Genomic DNA, 13,882 nt, shown 5'->3' with positions numbered 1-13,882 from the left:
GAGCAAAACTCCAGGTCACGATAGGGGTACGAGTTCGACGGGGAAGCCGTTGAGCACGGACGTCCCCGACAGCGGGTCGAGCCGCGAGCCGTCGAGGAGCTGGTTGACGTTGACGCCGGGCCGCCCGGCGGCCACCGCGAGCCGGCTGCCGGGCCGGCTGTGGCCCCACCCGTGCGGCAGGCTCACGACGCCCTCACGCACGCTGTCGGTGATCTCCACCGGGGCCGCGACCTCGCCCCCGTCCGACTTGATCCGTACGTCGGTGCCGTCGGCGAGGCCGAGCCGGGCCGCGTCCTCGGGGTGGATCTGGAGGGTGCAGCGGTTGGAACCGCCGTTCAGGGCGGGGATGTTGTGCAGCCAGCTGTTGTTGGAGCGCAGGTGGCGCCGGCCGACCAGGACCAGGGAGGCGGGCCGTGCGTCGAGGGCGGCGCGCAGCCGGGGCAGGTCGGCGGCGATGGGCGCGGGCAGCAGCTCGATCCGCCCGCTGCGCGTCCTGAGCACCTGAGGGAGGCGGGGCTGAAGCGGTCCGAGGTCGATGCCGTGGGGCTGGGCGAGCACGCGGTCCAGGGTGAGTCCGTCCGGGTCGGCGCCGAAGCCGTCGCCGTACGGGCCGAGCCGGAGCATGAGGTCGAGGCGCCGCTCGGGGCCGTTGGTGCCGGTGAGCCGCCCGGCGAGTTCCCCCGCGTTCCGGCCGTGCACGGGGGAATGCGGGTCGGCGACGGCCTTGGCCAGCGTGCTGTCGACGACCATCGCGTCGACGGCGGCCGGGTCGGCGCCGTGCATGCCGGTCGCGGCGAGTACGAGGCGGGCGTGGATCTCGCACTCGTCCATGCGCCCTTCGGCGAGCGGCACGGCGGGCCGGGTGTAGCGGACCTGGTTGCGGACGGCGAAGCCGTTGAAGGCGAAGTCGAAGTGCGCGCTCTGGGAGGGCGGCGGCGGGGGCAGCACGACATCGGCGTGCAGCGACGTCTCGTTCAGGTACGGGTCGATGCTGACCATGAAGTCGAGCCCGGCAAGGGCCCGGTCGAGCCGGTCCCCGTCGGGCGCGGACAGGACCGGGTTGGCGGCGGAGGCGATGACCGCGCGGATCTGCTCGTCCCCCGGCGTCTCGATCTCCTCGGCGAGGGCCGCGAGCGGCAGTTCGGACTTCACCTCGGGGTGCCCGCCGACCCGGCTGTGCCAGCGCCCGAGCGCGAAGCCCTTGCCGGGGCCCGCCGGGCGGGGGGTGCGGTCGGTGGCGGAGAGCGGGAAGAGCGCGCCGCCCGGCCGGTCGAGGTTGCCGGTGAGGACGTTGAGTACGTCGACGAGCCAGCTGGCCAGCGTGCCGTGCTCGACGGTGCAGCTGCCGATCCGCCCGTATACGGCGGCGGTGGGTGCGGCGGCGAGTTCGCGGGCGATGACCCGGATGTCCTCCGGATCCACGTCGCATACGGGCCCGACGGCTTCGGGCGTGAACTCCCTTACGGCGTCGGCCACTTCGCCGAGACCTTCGAGGTGCACCTCGGCCCCGCCCGGCGCGGTGAGCTTCTCCTCGAAGAGCACCTGGGCGATCGAGGCGAGCAGCAGGGCGTCGGTGCCGGGCCGGATCGCGACGTGCCGGTCGGCGAGTTTCGCGGTACGGGTGCGGCGCGGGTCGACCACGGTGAGGGTGCCGCCGCGCCCCCGCATCGCCTTCAGCTTGCCCGGGAAGTCGGGGGCGGTGCACAGGCTCCCGTTGGACTCCAGCGGGTTGGCGCCGAGCAGCAGCAGGTGGTCGGTGCGGTCGAGGTCGGGCACCGGGATGGCGAACGGGTCGCCGAACAGGAGCCCGCTGGAGACGTGCTTGGGCATCTGGTCGAGGGTGCTCGCGGTGAAGAGGTTGCGGGTGCGCAGCGCGCCGAGCAGGACGGGCGGGTAGAGCGCGCCGGCCATGGTGTGGACGTTGGGGTTGCCGAGCACGACGCCGACCGCGTTCGGCCCGTACTGCTCGACTATGGGCCGCAGGCGGGCCGCGATCAGGTCGAAGGCCTCGCCCCAACTGGCCTCCTCCAGAACGCCGTTGCGGCGCACCAGGGGGCCGGTGAGCCGGTCGGGGTCGGCGTCGATCTCCCCGAAGGAGGCACCCTTGGGGCAGATGAACCCCTGGCTGAACACGTCGTCCGCGTCCCCCCGGGCGCCGGTGACCCGGGTGCCGTCGATGGTGAGGCTCAGCCCGCAGGTGGCTTCGCAGAGCGGACAGATACGCAGGGCGGTGCGGGACATTCGTCCTCCCAGGGCGGCGGCGCGCGGGCCCTTCGAGCATACCGACCGGTAGGCATGCCGGGGAGGGGTCGACCCGGGGCAGTCCAGGGTGCGACCGGAGTCAGTCCAGGGTGCGGGCGAGGTAGGCGTGCAGGAGCTGCCGGGTCTCCGCGACGATGCCCGGGTCTCCCTGCGGGTCCGTGCGGAAGGCGAGGCGCAGCGTGGCGTCGGCCGCCTCCACCGCGACCAGGATGACCCGGCGCAGATCGGCGTCCAGGGTGCGGCCGAACTGGGACGGGAGGAGTTCGGCGAGGCGGTCGGCGAGCAGGTGGTTGGCGTCGGAATCCGGGTCGGGCACCGGCTGGGGGCCGCCGAAGTCGACCAGGTTGAACCCGGGCACCGTCTGTTTCAGGACGAGGTACTCGTCAAGGACCGCGTCGACGGCGGCCCGCCAGTCGGCCGCGTCGATCGTTTCGAGCCGGGCGTTGATCATGCCTGCGTAGCGGTCGAGGTTGCGGGCGGCGAGCGCCTCGGCCATGGCGCGCTTGTTGCCGAAGAAGCGGTAGACGGACCCGATGGGCACGCCCGCGCGCTGGGCGACGGCCCTGGTCGAGAGGTCTTCGTAGCCGGTTTCGTCGAGGAGTTCGGCGCAGGCGTCGAGTATCCGGGACAGCCGCTCGGCGCTGCGCTGCTGCACGGGCGCCCGACGGAGGTTCGCGTGGAGATCAGGGGCAGGAGGCACGCGCCCATCATGCCCCGCCCGGCCGGTTTTCCCGTTGACGCGACCGCATCGTAATCCTACGGTTGAGCATAGGATTCCGGCACGGGAGCACACGGGAGCAGGAGAGCGGACGATGACGACACCTACCGGCGAACAGGCGAGGAAGATCGCGGAGGGCCTCGGCTACTCGTGCGGTTTCGGCAATGAGCACAGCTCGGAGGCCGTCCCCGGCGCCCTTCCGCACGGTCGCAACGCACCCCAGCGCGCCCCGCTCGGCCTGTACGCGGAGCAGCTGAGCGGATCCGCGTTCACCGAGCCGCGCGCCGACAACCGCCGCTCCTGGCTGTACCGGATCCGGCCATCGGCCGCGCACCCGCCGTTCACCCGCGCCGACAACGGCCGGCTCCGCTCGGCCCCCTTCACCGAGACTGTCCCCGACCCGAACCGGTTGCGCTGGAACCCGCTGCCCGCGCCCCCGGCGGACACCGACTGGCTGGCCGGTCTGTGGACGCTCGGCGGCAACGGCGACGTGGCCCAGCGCACCGGCATGGCCGTGCACCTCTATCACGCCAACTCCTCGATGAACACAAGGGTGTTCAGCGACGCCGACGGCGAGCTGCTGATCGTCCCCGAGCACGGCGGCCTGCTCCTGCGCACCGAGCTGGGCCTGCTCGCCGTCCGCCCCGGCGAGGTCGCCCTGATCCCGCGCGGCGTCCGCTTCCGCGTCGAGCTGCTCGACGAGAGCGCCCGCGGATACGTCTGCGAGAACTACGGCCGCCCCTTCGAGCTGCCCGAGCTCGGCCCGATCGGCGCCAACGGCCTCGCCAACGCACGGGACTTCCGGGCGCCGGTAGCGGCATACGAGGACGTGGAGGGGCCGGTCGAAGTCGTCAACAAGTTCTGCGGCAACCTCTGGACCGCGACGTACGACCACTCCCCGCTCGACGTCGTCGCCTGGCACGGCACGCACACGCCGTACGTCTACGACCTGCACACCTTCAATGTCATCGGCACCATCAGCTACGACCACCCCGACCCGTCGATCTTCACGGTGCTGACCTCGCCGTCCGACACCCCGGGCCTGGCCGGCGTCGACTTCGTGGTGTTCGCGCCGCGCTGGCTGGTCGGCGAGGACACGTTCCGCCCGCCGTACTTCCACCGCAACGTGATGAGCGAGTACATGGGCCTCATCGAGGGCGCCTACGACGCCAAGGCCGAAGGCTTCGTGCCCGGTGGCGGCTCGCTGCACAACATGATGTCGGCGCACGGCCCGGACCGGGAGACGTTCGACCGGGCGAGCGCCGCCGAGCTGAAGCCGCAGAAGATCGACGACGGGCTTGCCTTCATGTTCGAGACCCGCTGGCCGGTCACCGCCACGGAGCAGGCGGCGACGGCCGACCACCTTCAGCGGGGCTACGACGAGGTGTGGCAGGGTCTTCAGCGCCACTTCCGCTCCTGAGCACCGCCTGATACGGAGTCCCTGTGACCTCCTCCTTCGCACCCGACTCCCTGGTCCTGAACCGGAAGCTGCCGCTCTGGTACCAGGTGTCCCAGTCGTTGCGCGCCTCGATACTGGGCCGCTCCCCCGACGCCTCGCTGCGCCTGCCCACCGAGGAGCAGCTCGCGGCGCACTACGGGGTGAGCGTGCTCACGATGCGCCAGGCGCTCAAGGAGCTGGAGGAGGAGGGCCTGATCAGCAGGCACCGGCGGCGCGGCACGTTCATCGAGCCGGCTGCCCGGCGGGCATCGCCGGTCCGGCTGCTCGGCTCGATCGACGCGATCGTGGCCCAGCAGTCGGGCGAGCGCACCACGATCCTGGGCCACGGCCCGGAGCCGGTCCCCGGCGACCTCGCCGAGTACTTCCCGGGCTGCCCCGAGGTCGTGACGTACCGGCGGCTGCGGTGCGACGAGGAGAGCGGCGAGCCGACCAACTGGGCCTGCAACGCGGTGCGTCCGGAGGTGGCCGCCGCGATCGAGCTCGCGGATCTGGAGCGCTGGCCGATGACCAAGGTGCTGCGCGACGCGGTCGGCGTGGACATCGCGCGCATCACGGACACGGTGGAGGCCCGCCTCGCCGACCCGGTGACCGCCGAACTGCTCCAGGTCCCGCTGCTGTCGCCGATCCTGCACTACACGGGCGTGGCGTACGACGGAAAGGGCCAGGTCGTCGACGTGGCCAGGATCCACTACCGCGGCGACCGCTTCTCGTTCTCGGTGACGGTCGAGGCGCGCTGATCCGCCCTGAAGGGGCGCGGGGCGGCCACGGCCGGTCCGCAGCCGAAGACCGCCGCTCCCGCGGCACGCTTAGCATGCTGGCTGTGAGCGATGACGTGCCTCTCCTCGACGACCTGATGCCCTGGTCGGTGGCTGCGCTGCGGCTGGGGCGCGACTGGGTGGTGGCGCCGGACGAGCGCAGCCTGCGCTCCCGCTGGGATCTGCTCGTACGCTCCGAAGGGGCCGAGCGGGAGCGGCTGTTCGGCCCGAGCAGGGCCCGTACCCTCCGCTCGGCGGTCGCGGCTCTGCCCGGCCGGGCCGCCGGAACCGGCCCGTTCGCCCAGGAACAGGGCCCGTGCCCGGCTCCGGTCCGCTTCCGGTACGGGCCTTTCGACGAGCAGTGGCTGATACCGGACCAGCGCCTGATCGACGCGGCGCGGCCCGAGTTGTGGCGGGTGGCGGACGAGCACCAGCTCTTCGCGGTGGAGCAGGGGTACCTGCCGAAGGACGACGGGCCCGCGCTGACCGTCTCCGCCCTGCTGCCCGACGGCCGCTCCCCCGCTGGGCGCCCGGGTCGCATCCGCCCGCTGTACCGCCGCCCGGGCGGCCTCGAACCGAACCTCGCGCCGGGCCTGGCCCCCTTCCTCTCCGAGAGGTACGGGATCGAGGTCATGCCCGAGGACGTGCTCGCCTGGGGCGTGGCGGCCGCCCGCCCGAGTGCCGCGGGCTGCCTCGTGCCACTGCCCCGGGATCCCCGACTCTGGTCCACCGGCGTCGAGTTGGGGGGCCGGATGAGTGCGCTGATGGTGCGCGGGGCGCGGGGCGGCGAGAAGCCCCGGCTGCCCGGCGGACGGCGGCCCTATGTGCGGGCGACGCTGCCGGCCCGCCCGCGGGAGCTGCGCTACGACGCCGAGGAGGAGACCCTGCACGTGGGCGACGGCGGCCGGATCTCCCCGGTGCCCCGCGAGGCGTGGGAGTTCCAGGTGGGCGGGGTGCGGATGCTTGAGCTGTGGTTCCAGCGGCGTACGGAGCCCCGGGAGCCGGGCACGCTGACCGCCGTGGGCCCGGCCGACTGGCCCCAGGAGCGGACCTCCGACCTGCTCGAACTGATCACGGCGCTCGCCCTGCTCGGTGAACTGCGCCCGCGGCGGGCGGAGTTGGCCGATGCCGTCACGAAGCCGGTGACGCGGGGCGAGCTTCGCGCCGCCGGTGTGCTGCCCGTACCGGACGGGGCGCGGCACCCCGCGTCCGTACTCGATCACCACGAGGAGGGACCCGGGGGCCAGTTCGCCCTCATCTGAACCCGACGGGAACCCCCAGGCCTCAGCCCTGATACTCCGTCAGGTCGATGGAGTGGATGTTGAGCGCGTGCCCGAACTCGGGGTGGACCGTCTCGCGCTCCAGCTTCATGCCGAGCTTGCGCATCACGTTCTCGGAGGCGTCGTTGCCCACCCGGGAAATGCTGATGACCCGGTCGAGCCCGCGGTCCTGGAGCGCGAACTCCAACGAGGCATGAGCCGCTTCGGACGCGTACCCCTGGCCCCAGAACGGCCGGCCGAGCCGCCAGCCGATCTCCACCTCGTGGGCCGCCTCGGGGAGGAAGTACGGCACGGACAGGCCGGTGAAGCCGATCAGCTCGCCGGAGCCGAGGAGCTCGACGGCGAAGAGCCCGAAGCCCTCGTCGTCCCACTCGTCCTCCCAGCGCTCGATGTCCCGGGCGGTCCGCTCCAGATCGCGGACCGAGCCGTCGCCGATCCAGCGCATGACCTCCGGGTCGGCGTTGATCTCCGACATGGGGACGAGGTCGTCGTCGGTCCAGCGGCGCAGCAGGAGGCGGGGGGTGCGGATCTCGGTCATGGGGCCATCCTGCACGGGCGGGGGCCGAGCCGGAAATCCGCCCCCGCCTCCCGCTATGTGGCGAACCCGTCGAGCGTCCGGCCCAGCGCCCGTTCGAAGACCGCGTCCAGGTCGATGGGCCCCGAGTCCTCCGCGAAGGCCGCGGCAAGGCGCGGGTAGCGGCCCGTGGAGACCTGACTGAGGAGGTAGCCGATCCGCACGCCGTGTTCCTGCTCCGCCGACCAGGGCAGCGACCGGGTGCGCTCGGCGGTGGCGATCTCGTTGGCGACGTACGTGGTGACGACGCCGTTCACCGAGGCGATCAGCTCCATCTTCGTGCCGTACTTCGCCTTGAGCGGGTCGAGGCAGGTCATGCAGTGCTCCAGGTACCGCAGCGCGTTCGGGCTGAAGCCGTACACCGGGGACATGAGGCCCGGCACCCACGGGTGGCGGTGCATGAGTGCCCGCGTCTGGTGGGCGAGGCCGAGCATGTCGGCCCGCCAGTCGCCGGTCGGATCGCTCAGCTCGTACTCGGCGCTGACCGCGTCCACCATCAGCTCGTACAGGTCCTCCTTGCGCGGCACGTAGTTGTACAGCGACATCGTTCCGCAGCCCAGCTCGGTCGCGACACGGCGCATGGAGACCGCGTCGATACCGTCCGCGTCCGCGATCCGCACGGCGGCGGCGGCGATGTCGGCACGGCTGAATGCGGGCCTGGGGCCCCGTCCGGCGCGCTCGGGGCGCGCCCAGATCACTTCTGGTTCAGCAGGTCGCCCTGCCATGGATCATCACCTCGCCCCCCATCGTAGTTACGTACGCCGTACGTAGTGCGCTATGGTGTGCCGCATGACAACTACGTACGCTGTACTTAGTGAAGGTCTGGAGAAGCGCTTCGGCGAGGTCCACGCGCTGCGCGGCCTCGATCTCGCGGTCGCCGAAGGCACCGTCTGCGGGGTGCTCGGCCCCAATGGCGCGGGCAAGACGACGGCCGTACGCCTGCTGACGACGCTGCTCGCGCCGGACGCGGGCTCGGCCCGGGTCGCCGGGTACGACGTGGTGCGCGAGCAGGACGCGGTGCGCCGGCGGATCGGCGTGACCGGCCAGTCGACCTCGGTCGACGTCGAACTCACCGGCCGGCAGAACCTCCAGCTGTTCGCGAAGCTGCACGGCATGCGCGGGGCGGCCGGACGCGAGCGCGCCGGTGAACTCCTGGGCCGGTTCGCCCTGTTGGACGCGGCCGACCGGGCGGCCGGCACGTACTCCGGCGGCATGCGGCGCCGACTCGACCTCGCCGCGAGCCTGCTCACCCGACCCCGGGTGCTCTTCCTCGACGAGCCCACCACCGGCCTCGACCCACAGAGCCGCAACCAGATCTGGGCCGCCGTGCGCGCGCTGGCGGCCGAGGGCACGACCGTGCTGCTCACCACCCAGTACCTGGAGGAGGCCGACCAGCTCGCCGACACCATCGTCCTGATCGACCAGGGCCGGGCCGCCGTCACCGGCACCCCGGCCGAGCTCAAGGCGAGGATCGGCTCGTACGCGCAGGTGGTGGTCGCCAGTGAGGCGGGAATGGCTCAAGCCGCCTCAGTTCTCGACCAGTTGACCGGCGCCGAGCCCCAACTCGACGCCGCCGAGCGGACGGTGGGCGCGGTCTCCATGGACCCGACGCTCACCCTGCCCCGCATCGTGCGCGAGCTGGACGCCGCCGGGGTCCCGATCCTCGACGCGAGCCTGCGCCCGCCCACCCTCGACGAGGTGTTCCTGCGCCTCACCGACGCCGCCAACTCCCGCAAGGAGCTTGTGACATGAGTTCGCTCGCGTACGACAGCACGGCCCTTCTCGGCCGCCAGCTCCAGCGCATCAAGCACGCGCCCGGCGTGCTGATCCTCACCCAGACCATGCCGATCACGATGCTGCTGTTCTTCGGTTACGTCTTCGGCAGCGCGCTCGCCGTGCCGGGCGAGCAGTACCGGGCCTATCTGGTGCCGGGCCTCCTGGTGGCCACCGCCGCGAACGGCCTGATGACCGGGATGTTCCAGGCCGCGCAGGACTCGCACCGCGGCGTGATGGACCGGCTCCGCACCCTGCCGATGAGCCGGGCAGCGGTCCCGGTCGGCCAGAGCGCGGCCGACCTGCTGACCACCGCGCTCGGCATGATTCCGCTGATGCTCGTGGGGCTCGCGGTGGGCTGGCGGATCGAGAGCGGGCTGGGCGCACTCGGCGCCTTCGGGCTCCTGATGCTGCTCCGCCTGGCGACGACCTGGATGGGCTCGTTCCTCGGGCTCCTGACGCAGAGCGAGGAGGCCGCGGGGCAGCTCGGCTCGGCGACGTTCATCCTGCCGCTGCTCTCCAACGCGTACATCCCCACCGACAAGCTCCCCGGCTGGCTGCGCACGATCGCCGAGTGGAACCCGATCAGCGCGGTCGCCTCGGCCGTCCGCGATCTCTGCGGCAACGCCTCACCGGCCGCGGACGCCGCCTGGCCGGTCGCCCACCCGGTGGCCGGCTCGCTCGCCTGGTGCGCCTTCCTGCTGCTGGTCTTCGTGCCGCTCGCGGTACGCCGCTACGCGCATGCGGGCCGCTGATCAGCGCCAAGAGGTGACAAGGGCGGCCCGTACGCGATAGGTACGGCTATGAGCACTCAGCCGCTGCCCCTCGCGGGCCTCACCGTCGTCGCCGTCGAACAGGCCGTCTCGGCACCGTTCGCGACCCGCCAGCTCGCCGATCTGGGCGCCCGCGTCATCAAGGTCGAGCGCACCGACGGCGGCGACTTCGCCCGCGCCTACGACACCGCGGCCCGCGGCCTCGCCTCGCACTTCGTGTGGTGCAACCGGGGCAAGGAGTCGGTGGCCCTGGACCTGAAGGACCCGCGCGGCCTGGACGTACTGCACCGGCTGATCGCGGACGCCGACGTCTTCGTGCAGAACCTCGCGCACGGCGCGGCCGCCCGGCTCGGCCTGGACGCGGCGACCCTGTGCGCGGCGCACCCGAGGCTCGTCGCCGTGGACATATCGGGCTACGGCTCCGAGGGCCCGTACGCGCACAAGCGGGCCTACGACATGCTGGTGCAGTGCGAGGCGGGTCTGGTGTCGGTCACCGGGACGCCCGAGCAGCCCGTCAAGGCCGGAGTCCCGGCCGCCGACATCGCGGCCGCCATGTACGCCTTCTCGGGCGTCCTGGCGGCCCTGGTGCGTCGCGGGACGACCGGACGCGGCGGGCCGGTGGAGATCTCCATGCTGGAGGCGCTCGCCGAATGGCTGGGGCATCCGCTGCACCACGTGATGCACGGGGGCACCGAACCGGCGCGCACCGGAGTCGCGCACGCCGTGATCGCGCCGTACGACGCCTATCCCACGGCCGACGGCGGGCAGGTGCTGCTCTCGGTACAGAACGACCGGGAATGGCGACGGCTCGTCCAACTGGTGCTCCAGCAGCCCGAGTTGGCGGATGATCCGGCCTTCGCGACCAATGCGGCGAGGGTCGAGAACCGGGCGAAGACCGACGAGGTGGTGGCGCGGACGCTGGCCGGACTCACAGCGGCCGAGGCGGTCGCCGGCCTTGAGCTGGCGGGGATCGCCTGTGCCCGGCTCAACACGGTCGGGGATGTCGCCGCGCATCCGCAGCTGGCGGCACGGGGCCGCTGGCGGGAGGTGGATTCACCGGTGGGGCCGCTGCGGGCGCTGCTGCCGCCCATCAATCTGGGCGGCAGTCAGGAGGCGCTCATGGGTGCGGTGCCCGCGCTCGGCGAGCACACCTGCGCAACGTTGCGGGCCCTGGGAATGACGGACGAGCAGTTGGCAGAGCTGCGCCGGGACGGCGTGATCGCCTGAGCGCGGTGCGTGCGGTGTCGGGAGTGGGTTCAGCCGCGGCTACCGAAGAGCGAGCGGCGCAGCCGCCGCAGCGGCGCGAAGAGCGAGACGCGAGCACTCTTGCTCTTGCGGGTGTGCGCAACATCACGCGAGGTCAGCTCGCGCATCAGCAACGTCGCCTCGGCCGCCTCGCGCTGCGGGACGGCAGGGCCGCCGAGCACCGAGAGGTGGCGGTCGAGCCGCGAGCTGGTCGCACTGCTCCCGCAGGTGATGGCAGGCACTCGCGCCCTGCTGCGCACTGTTATCTGTTCCATGTCACTCCCCACCCGTACGAGGGCACCCGGCCCCGGGCAGGGTAACCCTATCGCCCCCGCATCACACTCGTGTATCCCGGTGGCAGGATTCACCTTGAGGGGCCGAAGGTTGACAACTACGCTCCGAATTCCGCTGATTCCAGGGCGAGTTGGACACATCCTTGACATGCCATCACACAGAGTCGCGACCTGTGTTCGCACGGGGTGCGGATTGCCGTTCAAGGGGGCGGCAGCGGCCCGGCCCTGAGCTAACTTGGAAGGGTTTCTCCGCCGCGGATGGGGGGCTCGCCAGTGAGCGAAGTGCCGGGCAGTGAGCAGCGATTGATCGCGGGGCGCTACCGGCTCCTCTCACCGCTCGGCCGGGGCGGCATGGGCGTCGTGTGGCGTGCCCGGGACGAGGTCCTGGGCCGCGAGGTCGCCGTCAAGGAGGTCCTGGCCCCGCCCTCGCTCGACTCCCCCGAGGTGCGACGGCTGTACGCGCGCCTGGAGCGGGAGGCCTGGGCGGCGGCCCGGATCTCACACCGCAACGTGGTGACCGTGTACGACGTGGCCACCGAGGACGGCCGGCCGTGGATCGTCATGGAGCTGGTGCGCGGCCTCGCGCTGTCCGACGTCCTGGACGCGGAGGGTCCGCTGGGTCCGCAGCGCACCGCGCGCATCGGCGCCGAGGTGGTCGCGGCGCTGCGTGCCGCGCACGAGGCGGGTGTGCTGCACCGCGATGTGAAGCCGGCGAACGTGCTGCTCGCCAACGACGGCCGGGTGGTCCTGACCGACTTCGGCATCGCGACGGTGGCGGGGACGCAGACGCTCACGATGACCGGCGAGGTCGTCGGATCGCCGGAATTCCTGGCCCCCGAACGGGCGTTGGGGCGCACGCCGGGCCCCGCCTCGGACCTGTGGTCGCTCGGCGTGCTCCTGTACGCGGCGGTCGAGGGCAACTCGCCGTTCCGGCAGGACACCCCGCTCTCCACGCTGCGGGCGGTGGTCGACGACGCGCTGCCGCCGCCGCGCCGGGCGGGCCCGCTGACGCCGGTGATCGAGGGACTGCTGCGCAAGGATCCGGCGGAGCGATGGCCGGGCGAGGAGGCCGAGCACCAGTTGCGGATCGTCGCGGCGGGCGGCTCGGCGCGAGCCCCGCTGGGAAGCTCCGAGGCCACGACGGTAGTGGCCGGATCGGCGGGACTGGCGCCGACTCCGCCGATGCCGGTCCCCGCGGCCGCACCCGGCGGCGGCACGATGACGACGCGGGACGCCGAACCGTCCCGGCACACGGGGGCCGTCCTGCTCGCCGGGATCCTGGTGCTGCTGCTCGCGCTGGGATGGCTCGTGTACGTGCTGGTGCGGGACAACGGGCAGGGCGGCGACGGGGGTTCGTCGAGCGGCGATTCGCCCGCGCCCTCGGTGTCACACTCCTCCCAGGCGCCCGGAACGTCCGGCGCCACGAGCGGGAAGAGCAGCCCTTCCCCGTCGTCCAGCACGAGTGCGAGCCCCTCCGCCTCGGCATCCTCCTCATCGCCGCCCGCCCAGTCGGTGGAGGTCAACCTCCAGGTGGTGCGCGGGAGTTACGAAGGGGCGTGCCCGGCGCCGAACGCGCAGGCGCCCTCGATGGTGGCCGTCTTCACAGTGGGGCGTACGCCGGCGGATGTGGAGTACCGGTGGGTCACGAGGGACGGCCAGTCATCGGATCCGGGCTGGAAGACGCTCTCGTTCGCCTCGGGCGGGCCGCGGACCCGGCAGGTGGTGCACACCGAGTCGCCGGAGCGGAGCGGCTCCAACGAGGTTCATGTCGAGGTGCGCGGGCCGGTGAAGGCATCGTCCAACTCGGGTGCGTACAAGGTCACTTGCAAGGAGGAGACCCCGACGGGCGGGGCCTCCTCCTCGTACTCGCCGCCGGGCTCGTCCTCGCCCGGCGGGTGAGCGAAAGGATCAGGCCGCGTTGGTGAAGGTCGGCAGGTAGGCGCCCGCCTGGCCGGCGGCGGTGGGGTGGTAGGACTCGCCGATGTTGGTCCATACGACGCTGTTCAGCCACGGGCTGCCGGAGCAGATCTCGTGTCCGGTGAAGCCCGGGACGACGTCCGCGAAGCTGAAGCCGTGGTCGGCGGCGCGCTTGGCGGTCACCGAGTTGAGCTCGTCGGCCGCCCCGTTGATCGCGGAGCGGGAGTTCTCGCTGAGGCCTGCGACGCAGTTGCCGCCGATCTTGTAGAAGTGCGGGTATCCGATGACGACGACGTGGGCGTTGGGGGCCTTGGATCTGATCGCCGAGTACACCGAGTCGAGCAGGCCGGGCAGCGTCGAGTCGACGTAACCGCGGGCCGCCGCCACCTTGCTGAGGCAGGTGGACTCCGAGTACAGGACGCAGCTGGTCATGACGTCCGAGAAGCCGGCGTCGTTGCCTCCGATGGTGATCGAGACGAGGTCGGTGGTGGAGCTGAGCGGGCCGAGCTGGCTCGACGTCACATCACCCGTACGAGCGCCGGAGCACGCGGTGAAGTTGAACGAGGCGGGTGAATGCGCCGCCGCCCACAGGGCCGGGTAGGCCTTCGTGGAGCGCTTGCAGCTGCCGCTCGAACTGTCGTAGCTGCCGGCTCCCACGCCGGAAGAGTACGAGTCGCCGAGGGCCACGTAGTGGGATCCGGCCGCCTGGGTTGCCGCTGCGGCCACGCCGGCCCCGGTGAGGGAAAGCGCGACAGCCAGCACGAGCGCCCATGCATATGCCGCGATTCGGGACAGTTTCATGGAACCTCCTTGTAGCGGGTTTTCCGCCACGG

Annotated in this window: 13 protein-coding genes; 7 read left to right on the top strand and 6 right to left on the bottom strand. The window is 72.1% G+C overall.

The features are described 5' to 3' along the window. Positions 1 to 15: 15 nt before the first annotated feature. Both ACWC2B_RS34825 and ACWC2B_RS34820 read right to left on the bottom strand, forming a co-directional pair. Positions 16 to 2,241: a molybdopterin oxidoreductase family protein gene (locus ACWC2B_RS34825; RefSeq protein ID WP_450723797.1), complete on the bottom strand. Its 2,226-nt coding sequence runs from the start codon at positions 2,239 to 2,241 to the stop codon at positions 16 to 18. A gap of 100 nt (positions 2,242 to 2,341) precedes the next feature. Continuing rightward, positions 2,342 to 2,962 (bottom strand): TetR family transcriptional regulator, encoded by a 621-nt coding sequence (locus ACWC2B_RS34820; protein ID WP_450723795.1) that lies wholly within the window; start codon positions 2,960 to 2,962, stop codon positions 2,342 to 2,344. Positions 2,963 to 3,074: 112 nt separating this feature from the next. On the opposite strand from ACWC2B_RS34820, the gene hmgA reads away from it, so the two are divergent. The 3 genes from hmgA (at position 3,075) to ACWC2B_RS34805 (ending at position 6,456) form a co-directional block, all read left to right on the top strand. Then, positions 3,075 to 4,400 (top strand): homogentisate 1,2-dioxygenase, encoded by a 1,326-nt coding sequence (hmgA, locus tag ACWC2B_RS34815; RefSeq protein ID WP_450723793.1) that lies wholly within the window; start codon positions 3,075 to 3,077, stop codon positions 4,398 to 4,400. A gap of 23 nt (positions 4,401 to 4,423) precedes the next feature. Continuing rightward, a complete protein-coding gene (locus tag ACWC2B_RS34810; RefSeq protein ID WP_450723791.1) occupies positions 4,424 to 5,176 on the top strand; it encodes a GntR family transcriptional regulator in 753 nt (250 codons plus the stop codon). A gap of 74 nt (positions 5,177 to 5,250) precedes the next feature. Continuing rightward, the gene (locus ACWC2B_RS34805) at positions 5,251 to 6,456 is read left to right on the top strand and encodes a type ISP restriction/modification enzyme (RefSeq protein ID WP_450723789.1); all 1,206 of its coding nucleotides are present in this window, start codon (positions 5,251 to 5,253) and stop codon (positions 6,454 to 6,456) included. Between the two features lie 22 nt (positions 6,457 to 6,478). Here the strand turns inward: ACWC2B_RS34805 and ACWC2B_RS34800 are convergent, their stop codons facing one another. Both ACWC2B_RS34800 and ACWC2B_RS34795 read right to left on the bottom strand, forming a co-directional pair. Then, positions 6,479 to 7,012, bottom strand: coding sequence for a GNAT family N-acetyltransferase (locus tag ACWC2B_RS34800; RefSeq protein ID WP_450723787.1), 534 nt, complete (start codon positions 7,010 to 7,012; stop codon positions 6,479 to 6,481). 53 nt (positions 7,013 to 7,065) lie between these two features. Beyond that, positions 7,066 to 7,773: a TetR/AcrR family transcriptional regulator C-terminal domain-containing protein gene (locus tag ACWC2B_RS34795; protein WP_450723785.1), complete on the bottom strand. Its 708-nt coding sequence runs from the start codon at positions 7,771 to 7,773 to the stop codon at positions 7,066 to 7,068. 64 nt (positions 7,774 to 7,837) lie between these two features. Here ACWC2B_RS34795 and ACWC2B_RS34790 point away from each other — a divergent pair, with 64 nt between their 5' ends. Genes ACWC2B_RS34790 through ACWC2B_RS34780 form a run of 3 tightly spaced genes read left to right on the top strand, consistent with a single transcriptional unit; the run spans position 7,838 to position 10,821 of the window. Continuing rightward, positions 7,838 to 8,800, top strand: coding sequence for an ATP-binding cassette domain-containing protein (locus ACWC2B_RS34790; protein ID WP_450723783.1), 963 nt, complete (start codon positions 7,838 to 7,840; stop codon positions 8,798 to 8,800). Then, positions 8,797 to 9,576 carry an ABC transporter permease gene (locus ACWC2B_RS34785; RefSeq protein ID WP_450723781.1) on the top strand — a complete coding sequence of 260 codons (780 nt, stop codon included), beginning with the start codon at positions 8,797 to 8,799 and terminating at the stop codon, positions 9,574 to 9,576. The genes ACWC2B_RS34790 and ACWC2B_RS34785 overlap by 4 nt, the downstream gene beginning before the upstream one ends. Positions 9,577 to 9,624: 48 nt before the next feature. Next, complete coding sequence (locus tag ACWC2B_RS34780; RefSeq protein WP_450723779.1) at positions 9,625 to 10,821, top strand: CaiB/BaiF CoA transferase family protein; 1,197 nt, start codon at positions 9,625 to 9,627, stop codon at positions 10,819 to 10,821. A 29-nt stretch (positions 10,822 to 10,850) separates the two neighbouring features. Here the strand turns inward: ACWC2B_RS34780 and ACWC2B_RS34775 are convergent, their stop codons facing one another. Further along, positions 10,851 to 11,114, bottom strand: coding sequence for a hypothetical protein (locus ACWC2B_RS34775; protein WP_344375730.1), 264 nt, complete (start codon positions 11,112 to 11,114; stop codon positions 10,851 to 10,853). Positions 11,115 to 11,390: 276 nt separating this feature from the next. Between ACWC2B_RS34775 and ACWC2B_RS34770 the strand changes: the two genes are divergently transcribed. Then, positions 11,391 to 13,031, top strand: a complete 1,641-nt coding sequence (locus ACWC2B_RS34770; RefSeq protein ID WP_450723777.1) for a serine/threonine-protein kinase — start codon at positions 11,391 to 11,393, stop codon at positions 13,029 to 13,031. Positions 13,032 to 13,040: 9 nt separating this feature from the next. On the opposite strand, the gene ACWC2B_RS34765 is transcribed toward ACWC2B_RS34770, so the two are convergent. Beyond that, entirely contained in the window at positions 13,041 to 13,850 is an 810-nt protein-coding gene (locus tag ACWC2B_RS34765) for an SGNH/GDSL hydrolase family protein (RefSeq protein ID WP_450723775.1), read from the bottom strand. Positions 13,851 to 13,882 lie beyond the last annotated feature (32 nt).

This window comes from Streptomyces sp. NPDC001415, assembly GCF_053597395.1.
This window is presented reverse-complemented; position numbering and strand designations above follow the sequence as displayed.

Excerpts from the sequence above, each read along its gene's own strand:
- ACWC2B_RS34825 (WP_450723797.1), bottom strand. The coding sequence starts at position 2,241 with ATGTCCCGCACCGCCCTGCGTATCTGTCCGCTCTGCGAAGCCACCTGC.
- hmgA (WP_450723793.1), top strand. The coding sequence starts at position 3,075 with ATGACGACACCTACCGGCGAACAGGCGAGGAAGATCGCGGAGGGCCTC.
- ACWC2B_RS34805 (WP_450723789.1), top strand. The coding sequence starts at position 5,251 with ATGCTGGCTGTGAGCGATGACGTGCCTCTCCTCGACGACCTGATGCCC.
- ACWC2B_RS34800 (WP_450723787.1), bottom strand. The coding sequence starts at position 7,012 with ATGACCGAGATCCGCACCCCCCGCCTCCTGCTGCGCCGCTGGACCGAC.
- ACWC2B_RS34795 (WP_450723785.1), bottom strand. The coding sequence starts at position 7,773 with ATGGCAGGGCGACCTGCTGAACCAGAAGTGATCTGGGCGCGCCCCGAG.
- ACWC2B_RS34790 (WP_450723783.1), top strand. The coding sequence starts at position 7,838 with ATGACAACTACGTACGCTGTACTTAGTGAAGGTCTGGAGAAGCGCTTC.
- ACWC2B_RS34785 (WP_450723781.1), top strand. The coding sequence starts at position 8,797 with ATGAGTTCGCTCGCGTACGACAGCACGGCCCTTCTCGGCCGCCAGCTC.
- ACWC2B_RS34780 (WP_450723779.1), top strand. The coding sequence starts at position 9,625 with ATGAGCACTCAGCCGCTGCCCCTCGCGGGCCTCACCGTCGTCGCCGTC.
- ACWC2B_RS34775 (WP_344375730.1), bottom strand. The coding sequence starts at position 11,114 with ATGGAACAGATAACAGTGCGCAGCAGGGCGCGAGTGCCTGCCATCACC.
- ACWC2B_RS34770 (WP_450723777.1), top strand. The coding sequence starts at position 11,391 with ATGGGGGGCTCGCCAGTGAGCGAAGTGCCGGGCAGTGAGCAGCGATTG.
- ACWC2B_RS34765 (WP_450723775.1), bottom strand. The coding sequence starts at position 13,850 with ATGAAACTGTCCCGAATCGCGGCATATGCATGGGCGCTCGTGCTGGCT.